The sequence below is a fragment of the Ferrovibrio sp. GW821-FHT12F09 genome (assembly GCF_058806775.1).
Genome location: NZ_JBXAPZ010000001.1, coordinates 1,391,022 through 1,405,241, shown reverse-complemented (window position 1 = coordinate 1,405,241; position 14,220 = coordinate 1,391,022). Strand labels below are relative to the sequence as shown.

Genomic DNA, 14,220 nt, shown 5'->3' with positions numbered 1-14,220 from the left:
CGGATCAGTCAAACAATTCGATGCTGCCCGCCGTCGACTGGACGGCAGTGATCTTCTTGGTGCTCTCGCGCTGGAACACCGCCTTCGCACTGGCGTCTTCGATCTGCTTCATGCGGACCACGCCGGTGGAGGGGAAATACTGCACCTTGCGTGGCAGCGTGCCGCGCAGATCGGCGCCCATGATCCGGAAGCCTTCGGCTTTCAGATAGCGTTCGACGAAATCGGCATTCTGATGGCCGATGCCACGCAGGCCGGCCAGCACGTTGGCGCCACCGAAGATTTTCACTTCGAGGCGTTCACGCCGTCCGCCGGCACCGAGGATTCCGTTGATCAGCTGCTCCATGGAGTAGCTACCGTAACGCAAAGAGGCGGAAAACGGCAAATCTGGATTGGTGTCTCCGCCCTTATCGGGCAGCAGAAAGTGATTCATGCCGCCGACGCCGGCCACCGGATCCCGGATACAGGCGGCAACGCAGGAGCCCAGAACCGTGGCCAGCATCTCGCCTTCGCGAGTCGAGACGAAAAAGTCGCCCTGGAAAACCTGGACGACATTCACCTTCAGAATCGGGTCGTAATAACGCCGGCGGTCGCCCGAAGCGCCGCCATCGGCGGTCGGGGGACGTCGCAGGATGCTGCCAGGCGTCGTGCTCATCGGGCCATCATGGCCATCGGCCGGTCATGGTTCAAGGCCGCTGGCGTCATGGAGGATCGCGTCGCCCCAGTCGACCCCCTCCAGAACGGCCCCGTTCAGACGGGCCCCTGAGAGGTCCGTGTAAATCCTGCGACCGGTCTGCTCGCCCTTCGGACTGATGATTTCGGCGCTGCCGAAGCGGCAGCCGGTCAGGCGGCTGTTGCGCAGGTCGGCCCCGGTCAGGTTGCAACCGGCAAAGGTTGCACCATTGGCGGCGCTGCCGCGCAGATCGACGCCGGACAGATCGGCGAACTGGAAGGTCACATTGTCCAGCCGGGTATCGCGCAGCGCCGCACCGCGCAACTTGATGCCGGAGAGATCGAGGCCGCTGAGATCGAAACCGCTCAGATCCTGGCCACGCAGGTTGGCCGGCCGGCCATCGCCGCCGCCAACCCAGTTCTTGTGGTCGGTCAGCGCCGTGCGGATTTCCGCTTCGGTCATGGGCTTGGGGGCTGTCGCCGCGGTCTCGGGCGCCATATTCGCCATGATGACATTGGCGCCGAAGGTCTCGACATCGGTGAGGTCGACGCCATGCAGATGGGCATCGGTCAGATTGGCGCCCTGCAGCGTCGCGCCAGCCAGATTGGCCCCGCTCAGCTCGGCACCGACAAGGTTGGCGCCGGCCAGCGTCGCCCCGCCCAGATCGGCCCCCGATAGATCGGTGCTGACCATCTGGCAGTCGGTCAAGGCCGCATCCTGCAGGTTCGCGCCGGCCAGGTTGCTGCCGCTGAAATCGGCCCCCAGGGCATCGACGCCAACCATGGTGGCGCCGGCAAAATTGCTGCCGGTGACGTTCTGGCGCAGCACTTCCACGCCTTCGGCGGCATTTTGCCCCAGTTCCAGGCCACGGCGGAAGTTGGCGCCGGTCAGATTGGCGCCGGCCATGTTGACCTGCTCCAGCGTCGCCCCGCGCAGGTCGGCGCGCGTGAGATCGGCATCGCTGAGATCAGCGCCCGACAGGTCGGCCTTGAAGAGATCGCATTGCAGCAGCTGGGTCTTCACCAGCTTGGCGCCACTGAGATTGGCCATGCGGAAGGACGCGCGCCGCAGATCGGCGCCCGAAAGATCGGCCCCGCTGAGATCGCGGCTGGAAAAATCAGCCGGCTTCCCCGTTGGCATTCCCTTTAGCCAGAGATGATGGTGATGCAACATCTCTTTGATATCGATCGGATCCATATCCGCTCGCGGCCCCCTGTTCGATCAGGTAGTTAGCATGTTTTCCATAGTGGACATATGCTTGCGGCGACTGGTTATCAGCTTTTAATTTCCATTCCCCGCCGGCATTGTCCAGTCTGGTCATGCACGCCGGAAACGCCTTGGCTGCGACAACCAGCAGTCGTAATACCGAAGGGCGAGATAAACAGAAAGATATCAGCAGCTTGCCGGCAGGGATGGGTGCAAATCCGCGGCATTTATGAAAGAATTGGGGTATGGGGAAGGCTCCGGCGACATCGCAGGACAATCGCAAGACGCAACCTGGCGGCACGGACGCGCCGGGGATTGCGCCGGCTGGCGCACGCGAATTGCTGGACTTCATCGCCCTCGTTCTGCTCGCCCTGAAGGAAGAAATCGAAGACCTGCAGAAGGTGCAAAGCGCCAACGCCCAGTCCTTCGCGGCCAAGCTGGTGGAGCTTGGCAAGCAGTTGCCCGGCTCGCCGGTGATGGGCGAGGTCATCAGCCTGATGCAGAGCGACGATCTGCGCAGCCAACGCCAGCAGCATGTGATCAATGCCCTGCGCTACGTGGAAGACATCATCCGGGACCAGTCGGGTCGCGACTGGGCGCCGCGTCTGACCGAGCGGGCCGCCGGCTGGGGCGAAGGTCTGGTGGCAAGCCAGACGCTGGAACAGGTGCGGGCGCATTTTCAGCATTATCTGCTGGGTACGCCGCCTGAGGATGCACCCGCACAGGCTTCTTCCACACGTAAGAGTGAAGTGGAGCTGTTTTAATCTCTATGCTGAGAACCCTGTATTCGGTTGCGGCTCCAATACGAGATGTTTACGTTGATAGCGTTACCGTGGCGGCTGTTATGCCGCCGCATCAGGAGCGTTGATACAGAGCATGGCTGACAACGACAGCGCCAAGACCAGCGCCGACGCCGGCAAGAAACAGCCGAGCGAAGCGCAATTCGTCACCCCGCCGAATTACCTCAAGATGAAGGTCGGCGCCGGCGGCATCGACAAGGAAGCCATCAAGGAAGCTGAAATCGCTGTCCAGGTGCTTGGCCACAAGATGTACGCCAAGTGGGCCGATGACGATCTCGGCCGCATGCGCGCCTCGTTCGAGGCGCTGAAGCAGACCAGCCTGGACGACAGCGACAGCGTCAAGCAGATGCTGCGTATCTGCTGGGACATGAAAGGCCTGGGCGGCACCTTCGGGTATCCGCTGGTCACCACGATCACCCATTACCTGAGCAACTATCTCGAGCATTGTCTCAACAGCGCCGAGGCGAGCGTCAGCGCCGCCGTGGTGACCCCCCATATCGATGCGCTCTATGTAGTGCTGAGCCAGAAGATCAGCGGCGATGGCGGTGCCATCGGCCGCGAACTGGTGGCCGGCCTGCAGAAGGTGGTGCTGAAAACCGGTGCCCGCATCGGCGGTCTGGCCTGATTTTCAAGGCCTAGTGGTCGAAGCGCCACGTGAATCCGCGATCTAGCGGTTCTTCCTTGACCCTCCGAATCCCCACAGATAAGGTCTAACCGAATCGGGCGATGGCTCCGATTCGCCAACCGATACCGTGGTTTTTTCAGGGATTGGAACACCCGTGGATTTCGATCAAGGGTTGTTCGCAGATCGTGATGCAGATTCCGGCGCAGATGACGCCGGCTATAGCCATTCCCGTTCCGTCGACCAGATCATCGATGTGGATGTCGAGGACATCGAGACGATCGCCCCGAAGCGCGAAGGGGCCGGCCGGCAGACGGTGGTCATACCCGCCCGCATAAGCGACCGCTTCAACACCGAAACCACGTTCCACGGCCTGTCGCTGTCACAACTTGCAGTTCATTCCCTGTGGATCGCCGATTATTTGCGCCAGCTTGGTGAAACCGAGATGGCCGATGGCGATCTGGACAGTATCGACCGCTGCGCGGACGATTTGGAAAGCGCCATAATGCTGATGTTCCAGCTGGCCGGCGGCACCCGCCAGGAGTTGCGTCAGCGCTATCACGAGATCAAGCGGGTGCTGCAAACCCGCCAGCACGGCACAGTCGACCTGCATCGGCCGCAGTAAACATCCGCCGCCCTGCGGCCAACGGCCGACCGGGCCGGAAGCCTCGGGCGAAATTGTGGTTTTTTGATAACCTCCGATTCATCCCCCTTCCGTCCCAGCGCCCCCTCGGCTAGGCTCGCTCTTAATATCTAGGCCGGGGCCCGAAAAGCACCGGCCGACGCTCGCTCCGCGAGTGTTGAGGGGGATTGGTGGATGGATTCGTTCACAGTCACGAAAACGGACGACGCAACCCAGATCGCTCTGGCAGCGAGCATGGATTTGCGCGCCGCCGAACCCCTTTTGCATAGCTTCCACGAGATTTTGTCCCAGGGCGGCAAGGTGGTAATCGATGCCTCGGCGGTGGAACGGCTTTCCACACCCTGCGTGCAGATTCTGCTGTCAGCGGCGAAGCATATGGAGGAGCACGGCATCGGCTTTGTCGTGAAAGCCCCCAGCGATGCCTTCGTTTCCGCTTTCGACGATCTGGGCCTGTTCTCGTTTCTCATGAAATGGCCGGTACAGACATGACCAAAAGAGTTCTCACCGTCGACGACTCGAAGACGATGCTGCAGATGCTGCAATTCGCGCTGAAGCAGGGCGGCTACGAAGTCATTCAGGGCGAGAACGGCCAGGAAGGCCTGGATTTGCTCGAAGCCAACAATATCGACGTCATCATCACCGACATCAACATGCCGGTGATGGATGGCATCACCTTCATCAAGGAATTGCGCAAGCACGCCAAGAACAAGGCGACGCCGGTGCTGATCCTGACGACCGAAAGCAGCCAGTCGAAAAAAGAAGAAGGCCGCAGTGCCGGCGCCACCGGATGGATCGTCAAGCCTTTCGATCCCGGCAAGCTGCTGGATGTAATCCGTAAGGTCAGCCCCTGAACCGGCTGACGCAAAACGGCGACGCGGAGCAGAAGCGGGACGCGCCCTATGGATGACCTAGAACAATTCAAGCAAACCTTCTTCTCAGAATGTGAGGAGCTGCTCGGCGATCTGGAAGGCCATCTGATGGCGCTCCAGTCCGGCGAAGGCGACAAGAACACGCTGAACGCCGTTTTCCGCGCCATCCATTCGATCAAGGGCGGCGCCGGCGCCTTCGGCTTCGAACGCCTTGTCGCCTTTGCCCATATTTTCGAAACCGTGCTGGATCTGATGCGCGACGGCCGGCTGGAGCCGACGCCGGATTCCGTGCTGCTGGTGCTGCATTGCGCCGACATCCTGTCCGACCTGGTCAAGGCGGCGCAAACCGGCGCGGAACTGCCGCCCGATCACGAAAACGAAGGCCGCAAGTCGCTGATCGACCTGGCCGCCTCCATCGGCGTCGATGCCGATCCGAATGCGGCGGATGCGGCGCTGGCCGCCCTGGATGCCCAGCTGGCAGGCGGCGGCGATGTCGACGACCTGATGGCTGCCGCCCCGGCAGCCGCCGCCGAGCCTGAACCCGAGCCCGAGCCTGAAGCGGCGGCGCCGACCAAGGCGCCCCTGCTGAAATATGTGGTCAAATTCGAACCCAAGGACGCGCTGTATCAGCGCGCCAACGAACCGCTGATCCTGATCCGCGAACTGCGCGAACTGGGCGGCTTTATCGCCAAGGCCGATGCCGACGCCGTGCCGCCGATCGACCAGATCCAGCCGGAAGGTGCCTATATCAAGTGGGAGTTCGAGATCGAGACCGATCGCGGCGAAGCTGCGATCCGGGATGTGTTCGAATTCGTTCTCGATGACTGCCTGCTGGAAATCACCTGCCTGAATCCGCCGGCCGCCAAGGCCGAAGCGGCGCCGAAGCCGGCTGCCGCCAAGCCCGCCGACAAACCAGCGGCCGAAGCCAAACCGACCCCGCCCGCCGCTGCCCCGGCGGCCCCGAAAGCGGAAGCCCCGCCCAAGGCCGCAGCAGCGCCCAAGCCGGAAGCCGGCGCCAATGCCGGTGCGGCTGGTGGCGGTGCAGCTGGCGGCGGTGGTGGCGACGCCAAGACCCCGCGCTCGATCCGCGTCGATCTCGACCGCGTCGACAAGCTGGTCAACATGGTGGGCGAGCTGGTCATCACCCATGCGATGATCGCGCAGCAGACCGAGCATCTGCATGCCGACCAGCATCCTGAACTCGCCAACGGCCTGGCCGAACTCTCGCATCACATCCGCGATCTGCAGGAAAGCGTGATGGCGATGCGTGCCCAGCCGGTGAAGAGCGTGTTCGCCCGCCTGCCCCGCCTGGTGCGCGAGCTGGCGATGATGACCAACAAGAAGATCCGCCTCGACATGAGCGGCGAGAACACCGAAATCGACAAGACGGTGATCGAGCAGCTCGGCGATCCGCTGACCCATATGATCCGCAATTCCTGCGATCATGGCATCGAAAGCCCGGAAGACCGTGCCGCTGCCGGCAAGCAGGCGGAAGGCGTCATCCATGTCTCGGCCGACCAGCGCGGCGGCCGCATCGTCATCGAGATCACCGACGATGGCCGCGGCATCAACCGCGACAAGGTGATGAAAAAGGCGATCGAGAAGAAACTGGTCGCCCCCGATGCGGTGCTGAGCAACGAAGAAATCGACAACCTGATCTTCCTGCCCGGCTTCTCCACGGCGGATACGGTGTCGAACATTTCCGGCCGCGGCGTCGGCATGGACGTGGTGCGCCAGAACATCCAGTCGCTCGGCGGCCGCGTGCATATCCAGTCGCGCCCCGGCCAGGGCTCATCCTTCATCCTGACCCTGCCGCTGACGCTGGCCGTGCTGGACGGCATGGTGCTCAAGGTCGGCGTGCAGTCCTACATCCTGCCGCTCGCCAATATCGTCGAAAGCCTGCGGCCCGAACCCGACCAGATCAATATCGTCGCCAACCAGAGCGAACTGCTGCGCATTCGCGGCGAATATGTGCCGCTGGTCTACCTGCACCGCATCTTCAAGGTGCCGATGGGCATCGACGATCCGACCAAAGCCCTGGTCATCATCGTGGAACTGGAAGACAGCTCGAAAATGGGCCTGGTCGTCGACGAGATCATCGGCCAGCAGCAGGTGGTTATCAAAAGCCTGGAAGAGAATTTCGACCCGATCCGCGGTGTCGGCGCCGCCACCATCCTCGGCAATGGCCGGGTGTCGCTCATCCTGGATGTGGCCGGCATCAAGCATATCGCCGAGCACGAACAGCGCACAGTACGGCCGCGGTTGGCCGCGCCCGCGGCCTGAAGCGTTTAGGGAGCATTCCGCATGGCATCCGAAGCAGAACAGTCTGGCCGCTCCAGCCGTACCGTACAGTTGGTATCCTTCACGGTCGGCAATGAGGAATATGGCGTCGACATCATGGCGGTGCGCGAAATCCGCGCCTGGTCGGAAACCACGCCGCTGCCCAATACGCCGGAAGTGGTGCGCGGCGTCATCAACATGCGCGGCGCCATCGTGCCGATCTTCGACCTGCGCGCCCGCTTCGGCATGCCGCGGACCGAACCGACCAAGTACAATGTCGTGATTATCGTCTCGATCGCGGCCCGTATCGTCGGCATCCTGGTCGATGCCGTCTCCGACATCATCACCATCAACGAAGATGAAATCCGCCCGATGCCCGATATGGAGCAGGTGAGCGGACTGGGCTTCATGGAGGGTCTGATCACGGTGGGCGAGCGCATGGTCGGCCTGATCGGGCTGGAACGCATGTTCTCCGGCCGCATGCTGGAAGCCGCCGACAACACCGGCAAACCGCTGCTGGCCGCGCCGTCGGAGTCAAGCGGCGCTGCGGCCTGACGCAGAGCGGCTGAACCGATGGCAACCGCCGACATTCCAACCGCTGAAGACCGGGAATTCAGTTTCTCGACAGGAGACTACGATTTCCTGCGCGCCATGCTGAAGGAACGCACCGGCATCGAACTCGGCCCGACCAAGCACAACATGGTCTATGCCCGCCTGGCCAAGCGGCTGCGCAAGCTGGGCATGAAAACCTTCCGTCAGTATATCGAATTCATCGCCACGCCGGAGGGTCGCGACGAGCTGGGCACCACGCTCAACGCGCTGACCACCAACCTGACCAAATTCTTCCGCGAGAACCATCATTTCGAGCATCTGGGCACCACCGCGCTGCAGGAGATTCGCGCGCGCGCGGTGAGCCAGGGCCGGCGGCTGCGCATCTGGTGCGCCGGCTGCTCGTCTGGCGAGGAGCCCTATTCGACCGCGATCACCCTGCTGCGCTCGATGCCCGACATCAAGCAGTGGGATGCCAAGATCCTAGCCACCGATATCGACACCGAGATGGTGCGTCGCGGTTCGGAAGGCATCTATGCCGCCAGCGCGCTGGAAGGCATGCCGGCCGATATCGCCAAGAAGTATTTCGAGCCCCATGGCGCCGACAAGGTGCGGGTCGTTGATGAAGCGCGCAGCCTGATCAGCTTCAAATACCTCAACCTGATCGACAAGTGGCCGATGAAGGGCCCGTTTGACCTGATCTTCTGCCGCAATGTGGTCATCTACTTCGACAAGGATACCCAGCGCGTACTGTTCGACCGCTATGCGAACATGCTGGTGCCCGGCGGCTTCCTCTATATCGGCCATTCGGAGAACCTGTTCGGCATCACCGAGCGGTTCAAGCTCCTGGGCCGCAACATCCATCGCAAGATCGCTTAATTCCTCTGGGACGCAGCACAGTGGCCGGCAAAAAGATCAAAGTTCTTATCGTCGATGACAGCGCGCTGATCCGCCAGCTGCTGACCTCTGCCCTGTCCAGCGATCCCGAGCTGGATGTTGTGGGCGCCGCCCCCGATCCGCTGGTCGCCCGCACCATGATCAAGGAACTCAATCCCGATGTCCTGACCCTGGATATCGAGATGCCAAACATGGATGGCATTTCCTTCCTGGAAAAGATCATGCGCCTGCGGCCAATGCCGGTGGTGATGGTCTCGACCCTGACCCAGAAGGGCGCCACGATCACGATGCAGGCGCTGGAAATGGGCGCCGTCGATTTCGTGCCCAAGCCGACGCTGGACATCAAGCACGCTCTGGAAGAGATCAAGACCGAGCTGATCGCCAAGGTGAAGATGGCTTCCACCGCCCGGGTGGTGGCGCGCAACCGGCCGCCGGAAGGCCATACCCCCAAGCGCCTGACCCCCGGACCCGGCTTCAACTCCACGGATATCATTGTGGCGATCGGGTCCTCCACCGGCGGTGTCGAGGCGCTGAAGGAAGTCATCACCATCCTGCCGCCCGACAGCCCGCCGATCCTGATCACCCAGCATATGCCGCCGCGCTTCACCGGCAGCTTCGCCGCCCGGCTGGACTCGCTGTCGGCCGTGACCGTTACGGAAGCTAAGGACAACGTCCGCGTCTTCCCCGGCCATGTCTATATCGCGCCGGGCGACTTCCATCTGACGCTGCACCGCTCCGGCGGCCACTACTACACCAAACTTAACCATGATCCGCCGGTCTCCGGCCATCGCCCGTCAGTCGATGTGTTGTTCAATTCGGTGGCCGAGCATGCCGGCCATAATGCGATCGGCGTGATCCTGACCGGCATGGGCAAGGACGGCGCCGTCGGTCTCAAGAAAATGCTGGAGGTCGGTGCCCAGACGATCGGTCAGGATGAGTCGACCAGTCTGGTCTACGGCATGCCCAAAGCCGCGAAACTGATGGGTGGCGTACAGGCGGAAGTGGGGATCGGGCAGGTCGCTGCCGAGATTCTGAACCGCTGCAAACAGCGTTGAGGAAACTTGTTTTTTGCGCTAAAAACCATGATGTTAGGTGTTGAATCGTGTGCCGCCGGCCAGGATGGCTGCGGCTGGTAGCGTTGAGGAAAAGCGAGGGGCAATATGCCTTCGGCCAGCACTCTTAGAGTTTTGATTGTCGACGACCAGATGAGCATGCGCGGCATCGCGCGGTATTGTCTCCAGGAAATCGGCATCAAGAATGTCGTTGAAGCCAAGAGCGGCGCGGAAGCCCTCGTCGCCATTGGCTCGAACAAATTCGACCTGATCATTTCCGACTGGAACATGGACGGGATGGATGGTCTGACCCTGCTCAAGACCATTCGCAGCAACCCGCTGACCAAGCGCATGCCCTTCATCATGGCGACCGGCCAGCGCGATACCGAAATGGTGAAGACGGCCATCCAGGCCGGCGTCAACAACTACATGGTGAAGCCGTTCAACGCCGCCACCATGAAGCAGAAGATCGAAGCCGTTCTGGGCAAGCTCGGCAACTGACGCCCGCGCCGCGCGCACGATGGCCACCAGCCCGCCTCCCCTGGATCAATCCACCGCAGTTCTGCCGCCCGCTGCGGATGCAGCCCCGCCGCTCCGGCTTGACGATTACCTGCCCTATCTCATCAATCGCGCCGGCGTTTCGCTGGCCCTGCGCTTCGGCGGCAAACTGCGCCATGCCGGCGTCACCCTGCAGGACTGGCGCGTGCTGGCGGCCCTGCGCGAAAGCGATGGCCAGCGCCTGACCGAACTGGCCGCCCGCACCAGCATCGAGGTTTCGACGCTGTCGCGCCTGGTCGGTGGCCTGGAGGCTGCGGCCCTGGTGCTGCGGGCCCGCGATGCCAGCGATGCCCGCGCCATCGCCATCCGACTGACGCAGGCCGGCGCCGCACTGACCGCGGATCTGACGCCGGCTGCCACGGCGCTGGAACGCGCCGCCCTGGCCGGCCTGAGCAATAATGAAATCGATCAGCTCAAGACGCTGCTGCACCGGATTTACGGCAATCTTGCTGTCGATACGGTCCCCGAAGAGTCCGCGTCTTAAGTCAGGCAGCGCCGGAAAAAGCCGAGCACGTCTTCCGTCACCGCATCGCGGTTGGTCTCGTTCAGCAGCTCGTGCCGCGCCTCGTCGTAGAAGCGGCTTTCTACCCGCTGCAATCCCGCGGCCGCATAAGCATCCAGCAACTGCCGCAGGCCCTTGCCGCCGCCGGATACCGGGTCGTGACGACCGGCGATCACGAAAATCGGCCGCGCTTTCGGAATCCGCGCCTGGTTCTGCGGCCGCGCCATCGCCTCCAACCCGTCCAGCAGGCCGATCCAGGATTCGATGGTGATCGGAAAGCCGCAGAAGGGATCGGCGATATATTTGTCGACTTCAGCCGGATCGCGCGACAGCCAGTCATAGGGCGTGCGCGCCGGTTGGAAACGCTTGTTGAAGGCGTCGAAGGACAGCGACTGCACCAGCGGGCTGATGCCGCGCCGGCCGCGCCGCAGGCGCTCCAGCCGCGTCACCAGGCGCCCCAGCGCGGCAATCGCCGGCGGCTTGCCGTTCGAGCCGCAGAGCACGCAGCCGGCCAGCAGATCGCCATGCTCGTAGAGCAGCTGCTGCGCCATGAAAGAGCCCATCGAATGGGCGAACAGCAGCACCGGGCGGTCCGGATGGCGCGCGGCCGCCATGCGGCAGACCGCGGCCAGGTCGACCACGGCGCGGTTCCAGGAATCGCGGTCGGCCATATGGCCCAGATCGGCAGGCTGGGCCGCCGTATGGCCATGGCCGCGATGATCGAAGCCGTAAGCCGCAAAACCGGCACCGTTCAGGGCCGCGGCAAAGCGGGCATAGCGGCCGGCATGCTCGGCCATGCCATGGGCGATCACCACCACGGCGGCGGCATCGCCCGCCGGCAGCCATTCATAGCCGCGCAGCACCAGGCCGTCGGCGGGAGAGGTCAGGGTCAGAGTCGGTGCAGTCATGCCCGGAGTCTAACGGCACCGCTTGGCTTTTGACAGCGGGGGGTGTTTCGCCGTCTACTGACGACCTCTCACTGCCCGCCCCGGAGTCTGCCATGACCGTGATGCCCAATCCCCCGCGCCCGAATTCCATGGCGGCCCGCGACATCGCCCATGTCATGCATCCCTATACCAACATGGTGAAGCATGAGATCGCTGGTCCGCTGGTGATCGAGCGCGGCAAGGGCATCTATGTCTATGACGACACCGGCAAGGAATATATCGAAGGCATGGCCGGCCTGTGGTGCGCCGGCCTGGGCTTCAGCGAGGCCGCCCTGGTCGACGCCGCCATCGAGCAGATGCGCAAGCTGCCCTACTATCATGGCTTCGGTCACAAGACGACTGGACCGGTGGTGGAACTGGCCGAGAAGCTGAAGGCGCTTAGCCCGCTGCCGGTGGGCAAGGTGTTCTTCGCCGAAGGCGGCTCAGGCGCCAACGACACCCTCATCAAGCTGATGTGGTACTACAACAACGCGCGCGGCAAGCCCGAGAAGAAAACCATCCTCGGCCGCATGAAGGGCTATCACGGCGTCACCGTCGCCAGCGCCAGCCTGACCGGCCTGCCGGCCAACCATCGCGACTTCGATCTGCCGATCGCCCGCATCAAGCATGTCGACTGTCCGCATTATTACCGCTTTGCGGAAGCCGGCGAGAGCGAGGCCGATTTCGTCGCCCGTCTGGCCCGCAATCTGGAAGCCTTCATCGCGGAAGAAGGCGCTGACAGCATCGCCGGATTCTTCGCCGAACCGGTCATGGGCGCCGGTGGCGTGATCCTGCCGCCGAAGGGCTATTTCCCCGCCATCCAGGCGGTGCTGAAAAAGCACGATATCCTCAGCGTCTCGGATGAAGTGATCTGCGGCTTCGGCCGCACCGGCACCTGGTGGGGCGCCCAGAGCTTCGACTACAAGCCGGATTTCATCTCCTGCGCCAAGCAACTGTCCGGCGCCTATCTGCCGATCTCGGCCGTGCTGGTGCCCGAGCATGTCTACGAGGTGATCCGCGACAACTCCGGCAAGATCGGCACCTTCGGCCATGGCTTCACCTATGGCGGCCATCCGGTGGCCGCCGCCGTGGCGCTGCGCGCCCTGCAGCTCTATGAAGAGCGCAACATCCTGGAGCATGTGAACAGCGTTTCGCCGCGCTTCCTCGCCCGCCTGAAAAAGCTGGGCGATCATCCGCTGGTCGGCGAAGCCCGCGGCATCGGCCTGATCGGCGGCGTGGAACTGGTGGCCGACAAGGCGACGAAGCGCAACTTCGCCCCCACGGCCGGCGTCGGCGCTGCCTGCATGAACTTCTCGCAGGAGGAAGGCCTGATCAATCGCGCCATGGGCGGCGACGTCATGGGCTTCTGCCCGCCGATGATCATCACCGAAAGCGAGATCGACGAGCTGTTCGACCGGTTCGAACGCGCCCTGGCCAAAACCGAGGCCTGGGTGACTCAGCAGGGCCTGCGCATCGCAGGCTGACCTGCGGCAGCGCCATGTCGCGCTGCACCCTATCCTTTTGAGGGGTAACCAGATGGTTCGCCAATCGCGGGGATTGTGTTAAGGTTAATGTAACCGGGCTCGAAACAGTATTTATCGATGATCGCTGACAATCACGCGCATAACCAGGAAGCCAACGAACTGGTTTCCAAAATTGAACAACGGGCCCTCCAGATCTTCAGATTCACGGAAGATCCGGCGGAAAAGCGCAGCACTGTTTCCGGTTTCCGCAAATTCTCCGGCCTGGTCGACGATTTCCACCAGGCCGCCGAGGTGGCCGAAGGCCGGCTGTCGGTGCTGAAGACCGGCCGTCGCGACGAGCTGCGCCGCTATGTGGCGCAGATGCGCGCCAAGATTCTCAAGATGGAAATCGACATCAAGCAGAGCTACCTCGAGAACCTGATCGAGGCCCGCTCTGCCCTGCCCTATGGCGCGCGGGAATTCTTCGCCTCGCGGCTGAAGCGGCTGGAAGAACTCAGCAGCATGCTGATCGACGGGCCCGAAGCCGGCGGCAGCGCCGGCGATCTGCTGGAGCATATGCGCAAGATGCTGCAGCATCTGATGGACCAGGCCCCGCAGCTGGAAGTGTTCGAACGCGACCCGGATTACCGCCCGCCGCAGCGGACTGGTATCGTCACGGCCGCTGCCAAAGGCGCGGGCGGCGGGCAGGCTCGCGGCAGCGGCAGCACCACCGATATCAAGCCGATCCGCCTCACCGGCCGGGATGAATGGGGCCGGGTTTTCCTCGACAAGGGCTCGTTCGACATGGTCAGCGCCGCCTGTCGCGCCCGCGGTCTGACCCTCGACCAGGTTGCCCAGAAACTGGGCATGACACGGGTGGCCTTCACCCTGATCCTGAATGGCCAGGACCCGATCGCCCGCAACCTGCTGGATGTGGTCCACCGGACGATCAATAACTACAACCCGAATACGGGCGAGATGGGCTGAACCTGCGGCAAAAGCCGCTAAGTCCACGATTTTACGAAAATTTTATGCCTTATTGGTGGGCAGTCGATTATATATAGCGCCGGTCGTCGACCGGGGCTGGATAGAACGACCCGCATAGAATAAGAAACAGCCCCGCAAACAGGGACGGCCATGGCGTGACACACCGGGCCGCCGACGATCCGGATCAGGGACGATC

General features: G+C 62.8%; 16 protein-coding genes. 13 read left to right on the top strand and 3 right to left on the bottom strand.

Annotation, left to right across the window (positions count from 1 at the left end; all coding sequences use genetic code 11):
- Positions 1-4: 4 nt before the first annotated feature.
- Together AC1ROB_RS07030 and AC1ROB_RS07025 are read right to left on the bottom strand one after the other, a co-directional pair.
- Positions 5-652 carry a chemoreceptor glutamine deamidase CheD gene (locus AC1ROB_RS07030; protein ID WP_492971912.1) on the bottom strand — a complete coding sequence of 216 codons (648 nt, stop codon included), beginning with the start codon at positions 650-652 and terminating at the stop codon, positions 5-7.
- 24 nt (positions 653-676) lie between these two features.
- A complete protein-coding gene (locus AC1ROB_RS07025) occupies positions 677-1,810 on the bottom strand; it encodes a pentapeptide repeat-containing protein (protein ID WP_492971913.1) in 1,134 nt (377 codons plus the stop codon).
- 311 nt (positions 1,811-2,121) lie between these two features.
- On the opposite strand from AC1ROB_RS07025, the gene AC1ROB_RS07020 reads away from it, so the two are divergent.
- The 11 genes from AC1ROB_RS07020 to AC1ROB_RS06970 all read left to right on the top strand — a co-directional run bounded on the left by AC1ROB_RS07020 (position 2,122) and on the right by AC1ROB_RS06970 (position 10,630).
- Positions 2,122-2,640, top strand: a complete 519-nt coding sequence (locus AC1ROB_RS07020; RefSeq protein ID WP_492971915.1) for a hypothetical protein — start codon at positions 2,122-2,124, stop codon at positions 2,638-2,640.
- Between the two features lie 112 nt (positions 2,641-2,752).
- Positions 2,753-3,301 (top strand): hypothetical protein, encoded by a 549-nt coding sequence (locus tag AC1ROB_RS07015; protein ID WP_492971916.1) that lies wholly within the window; start codon positions 2,753-2,755, stop codon positions 3,299-3,301.
- A gap of 154 nt (positions 3,302-3,455) precedes the next feature.
- A complete protein-coding gene (locus tag AC1ROB_RS07010; RefSeq protein ID WP_492971917.1) occupies positions 3,456-3,923 on the top strand; it encodes a hypothetical protein in 468 nt (155 codons plus the stop codon).
- Between the two features lie 192 nt (positions 3,924-4,115).
- A complete protein-coding gene (locus tag AC1ROB_RS07005) occupies positions 4,116-4,430 on the top strand; it encodes an STAS domain-containing protein (RefSeq protein WP_492971918.1) in 315 nt (104 codons plus the stop codon).
- Positions 4,427-4,792: a response regulator gene (locus AC1ROB_RS07000; protein ID WP_492971919.1), complete on the top strand. Its 366-nt coding sequence runs from the start codon at positions 4,427-4,429 to the stop codon at positions 4,790-4,792. Before AC1ROB_RS07005 ends, AC1ROB_RS07000 begins: the two co-directional genes overlap by 4 nt.
- A gap of 48 nt (positions 4,793-4,840) precedes the next feature.
- Complete coding sequence (locus AC1ROB_RS06995; protein WP_492971920.1) at positions 4,841-7,093, top strand: chemotaxis protein CheA; 2,253 nt, start codon at positions 4,841-4,843, stop codon at positions 7,091-7,093.
- 21 nt (positions 7,094-7,114) lie between these two features.
- Positions 7,115-7,645 (top strand): chemotaxis protein CheW, encoded by a 531-nt coding sequence (locus AC1ROB_RS06990; RefSeq protein WP_492971921.1) that lies wholly within the window; start codon positions 7,115-7,117, stop codon positions 7,643-7,645.
- 18 nt (positions 7,646-7,663) lie between these two features.
- The gene (locus AC1ROB_RS06985) at positions 7,664-8,518 is read left to right on the top strand and encodes a CheR family methyltransferase (RefSeq protein WP_492971922.1); all 855 of its coding nucleotides are present in this window, start codon (positions 7,664-7,666) and stop codon (positions 8,516-8,518) included.
- Between the two features lie 20 nt (positions 8,519-8,538).
- Positions 8,539-9,591: a protein-glutamate methylesterase/protein-glutamine glutaminase gene (locus AC1ROB_RS06980; RefSeq protein ID WP_492971923.1), complete on the top strand. Its 1,053-nt coding sequence runs from the start codon at positions 8,539-8,541 to the stop codon at positions 9,589-9,591.
- 105 nt (positions 9,592-9,696) lie between these two features.
- The gene (locus AC1ROB_RS06975; RefSeq protein WP_492971924.1) at positions 9,697-10,089 is read left to right on the top strand and encodes a response regulator; all 393 of its coding nucleotides are present in this window, start codon (positions 9,697-9,699) and stop codon (positions 10,087-10,089) included.
- Between the two features lie 19 nt (positions 10,090-10,108).
- On the top strand, positions 10,109-10,630 hold the full coding sequence (locus AC1ROB_RS06970) for a MarR family winged helix-turn-helix transcriptional regulator (protein ID WP_492971925.1): 522 nt from the start codon (positions 10,109-10,111) through the stop codon (positions 10,628-10,630).
- On the opposite strand, the gene AC1ROB_RS06965 is transcribed toward AC1ROB_RS06970, so the two are convergent.
- The gene (locus AC1ROB_RS06965) at positions 10,627-11,556 is read right to left on the bottom strand and encodes an alpha/beta hydrolase (RefSeq protein ID WP_492971926.1); all 930 of its coding nucleotides are present in this window, start codon (positions 11,554-11,556) and stop codon (positions 10,627-10,629) included. The genes AC1ROB_RS06970 and AC1ROB_RS06965 overlap by 4 nt on opposite strands.
- A gap of 92 nt (positions 11,557-11,648) precedes the next feature.
- Here AC1ROB_RS06965 and AC1ROB_RS06960 point away from each other — a divergent pair, with 92 nt between their 5' ends.
- Positions 11,649-13,058: an aspartate aminotransferase family protein gene (locus AC1ROB_RS06960; RefSeq protein WP_492971927.1), complete on the top strand. Its 1,410-nt coding sequence runs from the start codon at positions 11,649-11,651 to the stop codon at positions 13,056-13,058.
- A gap of 117 nt (positions 13,059-13,175) precedes the next feature.
- On the top strand, positions 13,176-14,024 hold the full coding sequence (locus tag AC1ROB_RS06955) for a hypothetical protein (protein WP_492971928.1): 849 nt from the start codon (positions 13,176-13,178) through the stop codon (positions 14,022-14,024).
- Positions 14,025-14,220 lie beyond the last annotated feature (196 nt).

Excerpts from the sequence above, each read along its gene's own strand:
- AC1ROB_RS07030 (WP_492971912.1), bottom strand. The coding sequence starts at position 652 with ATGAGCACGACGCCTGGCAGCATCCTGCGACGTCCCCCGACCGCCGAT.
- AC1ROB_RS07025 (WP_492971913.1), bottom strand. The coding sequence starts at position 1,810 with ATGCCAACGGGGAAGCCGGCTGATTTTTCCAGCCGCGATCTCAGCGGG.
- AC1ROB_RS07020 (WP_492971915.1), top strand. The coding sequence starts at position 2,122 with ATGGGGAAGGCTCCGGCGACATCGCAGGACAATCGCAAGACGCAACCT.
- AC1ROB_RS07015 (WP_492971916.1), top strand. The coding sequence starts at position 2,753 with ATGGCTGACAACGACAGCGCCAAGACCAGCGCCGACGCCGGCAAGAAA.
- AC1ROB_RS07005 (WP_492971918.1), top strand. The coding sequence starts at position 4,116 with ATGGATTCGTTCACAGTCACGAAAACGGACGACGCAACCCAGATCGCT.
- AC1ROB_RS07000 (WP_492971919.1), top strand. The coding sequence starts at position 4,427 with ATGACCAAAAGAGTTCTCACCGTCGACGACTCGAAGACGATGCTGCAG.
- AC1ROB_RS06995 (WP_492971920.1), top strand. The coding sequence starts at position 4,841 with ATGGATGACCTAGAACAATTCAAGCAAACCTTCTTCTCAGAATGTGAG.
- AC1ROB_RS06990 (WP_492971921.1), top strand. The coding sequence starts at position 7,115 with ATGGCATCCGAAGCAGAACAGTCTGGCCGCTCCAGCCGTACCGTACAG.
- AC1ROB_RS06985 (WP_492971922.1), top strand. The coding sequence starts at position 7,664 with ATGGCAACCGCCGACATTCCAACCGCTGAAGACCGGGAATTCAGTTTC.
- AC1ROB_RS06975 (WP_492971924.1), top strand. The coding sequence starts at position 9,697 with ATGCCTTCGGCCAGCACTCTTAGAGTTTTGATTGTCGACGACCAGATG.
- AC1ROB_RS06970 (WP_492971925.1), top strand. The coding sequence starts at position 10,109 with ATGGCCACCAGCCCGCCTCCCCTGGATCAATCCACCGCAGTTCTGCCG.
- AC1ROB_RS06965 (WP_492971926.1), bottom strand. The coding sequence starts at position 11,556 with ATGACTGCACCGACTCTGACCCTGACCTCTCCCGCCGACGGCCTGGTG.
- AC1ROB_RS06960 (WP_492971927.1), top strand. The coding sequence starts at position 11,649 with ATGACCGTGATGCCCAATCCCCCGCGCCCGAATTCCATGGCGGCCCGC.
- AC1ROB_RS06955 (WP_492971928.1), top strand. The coding sequence starts at position 13,176 with ATGATCGCTGACAATCACGCGCATAACCAGGAAGCCAACGAACTGGTT.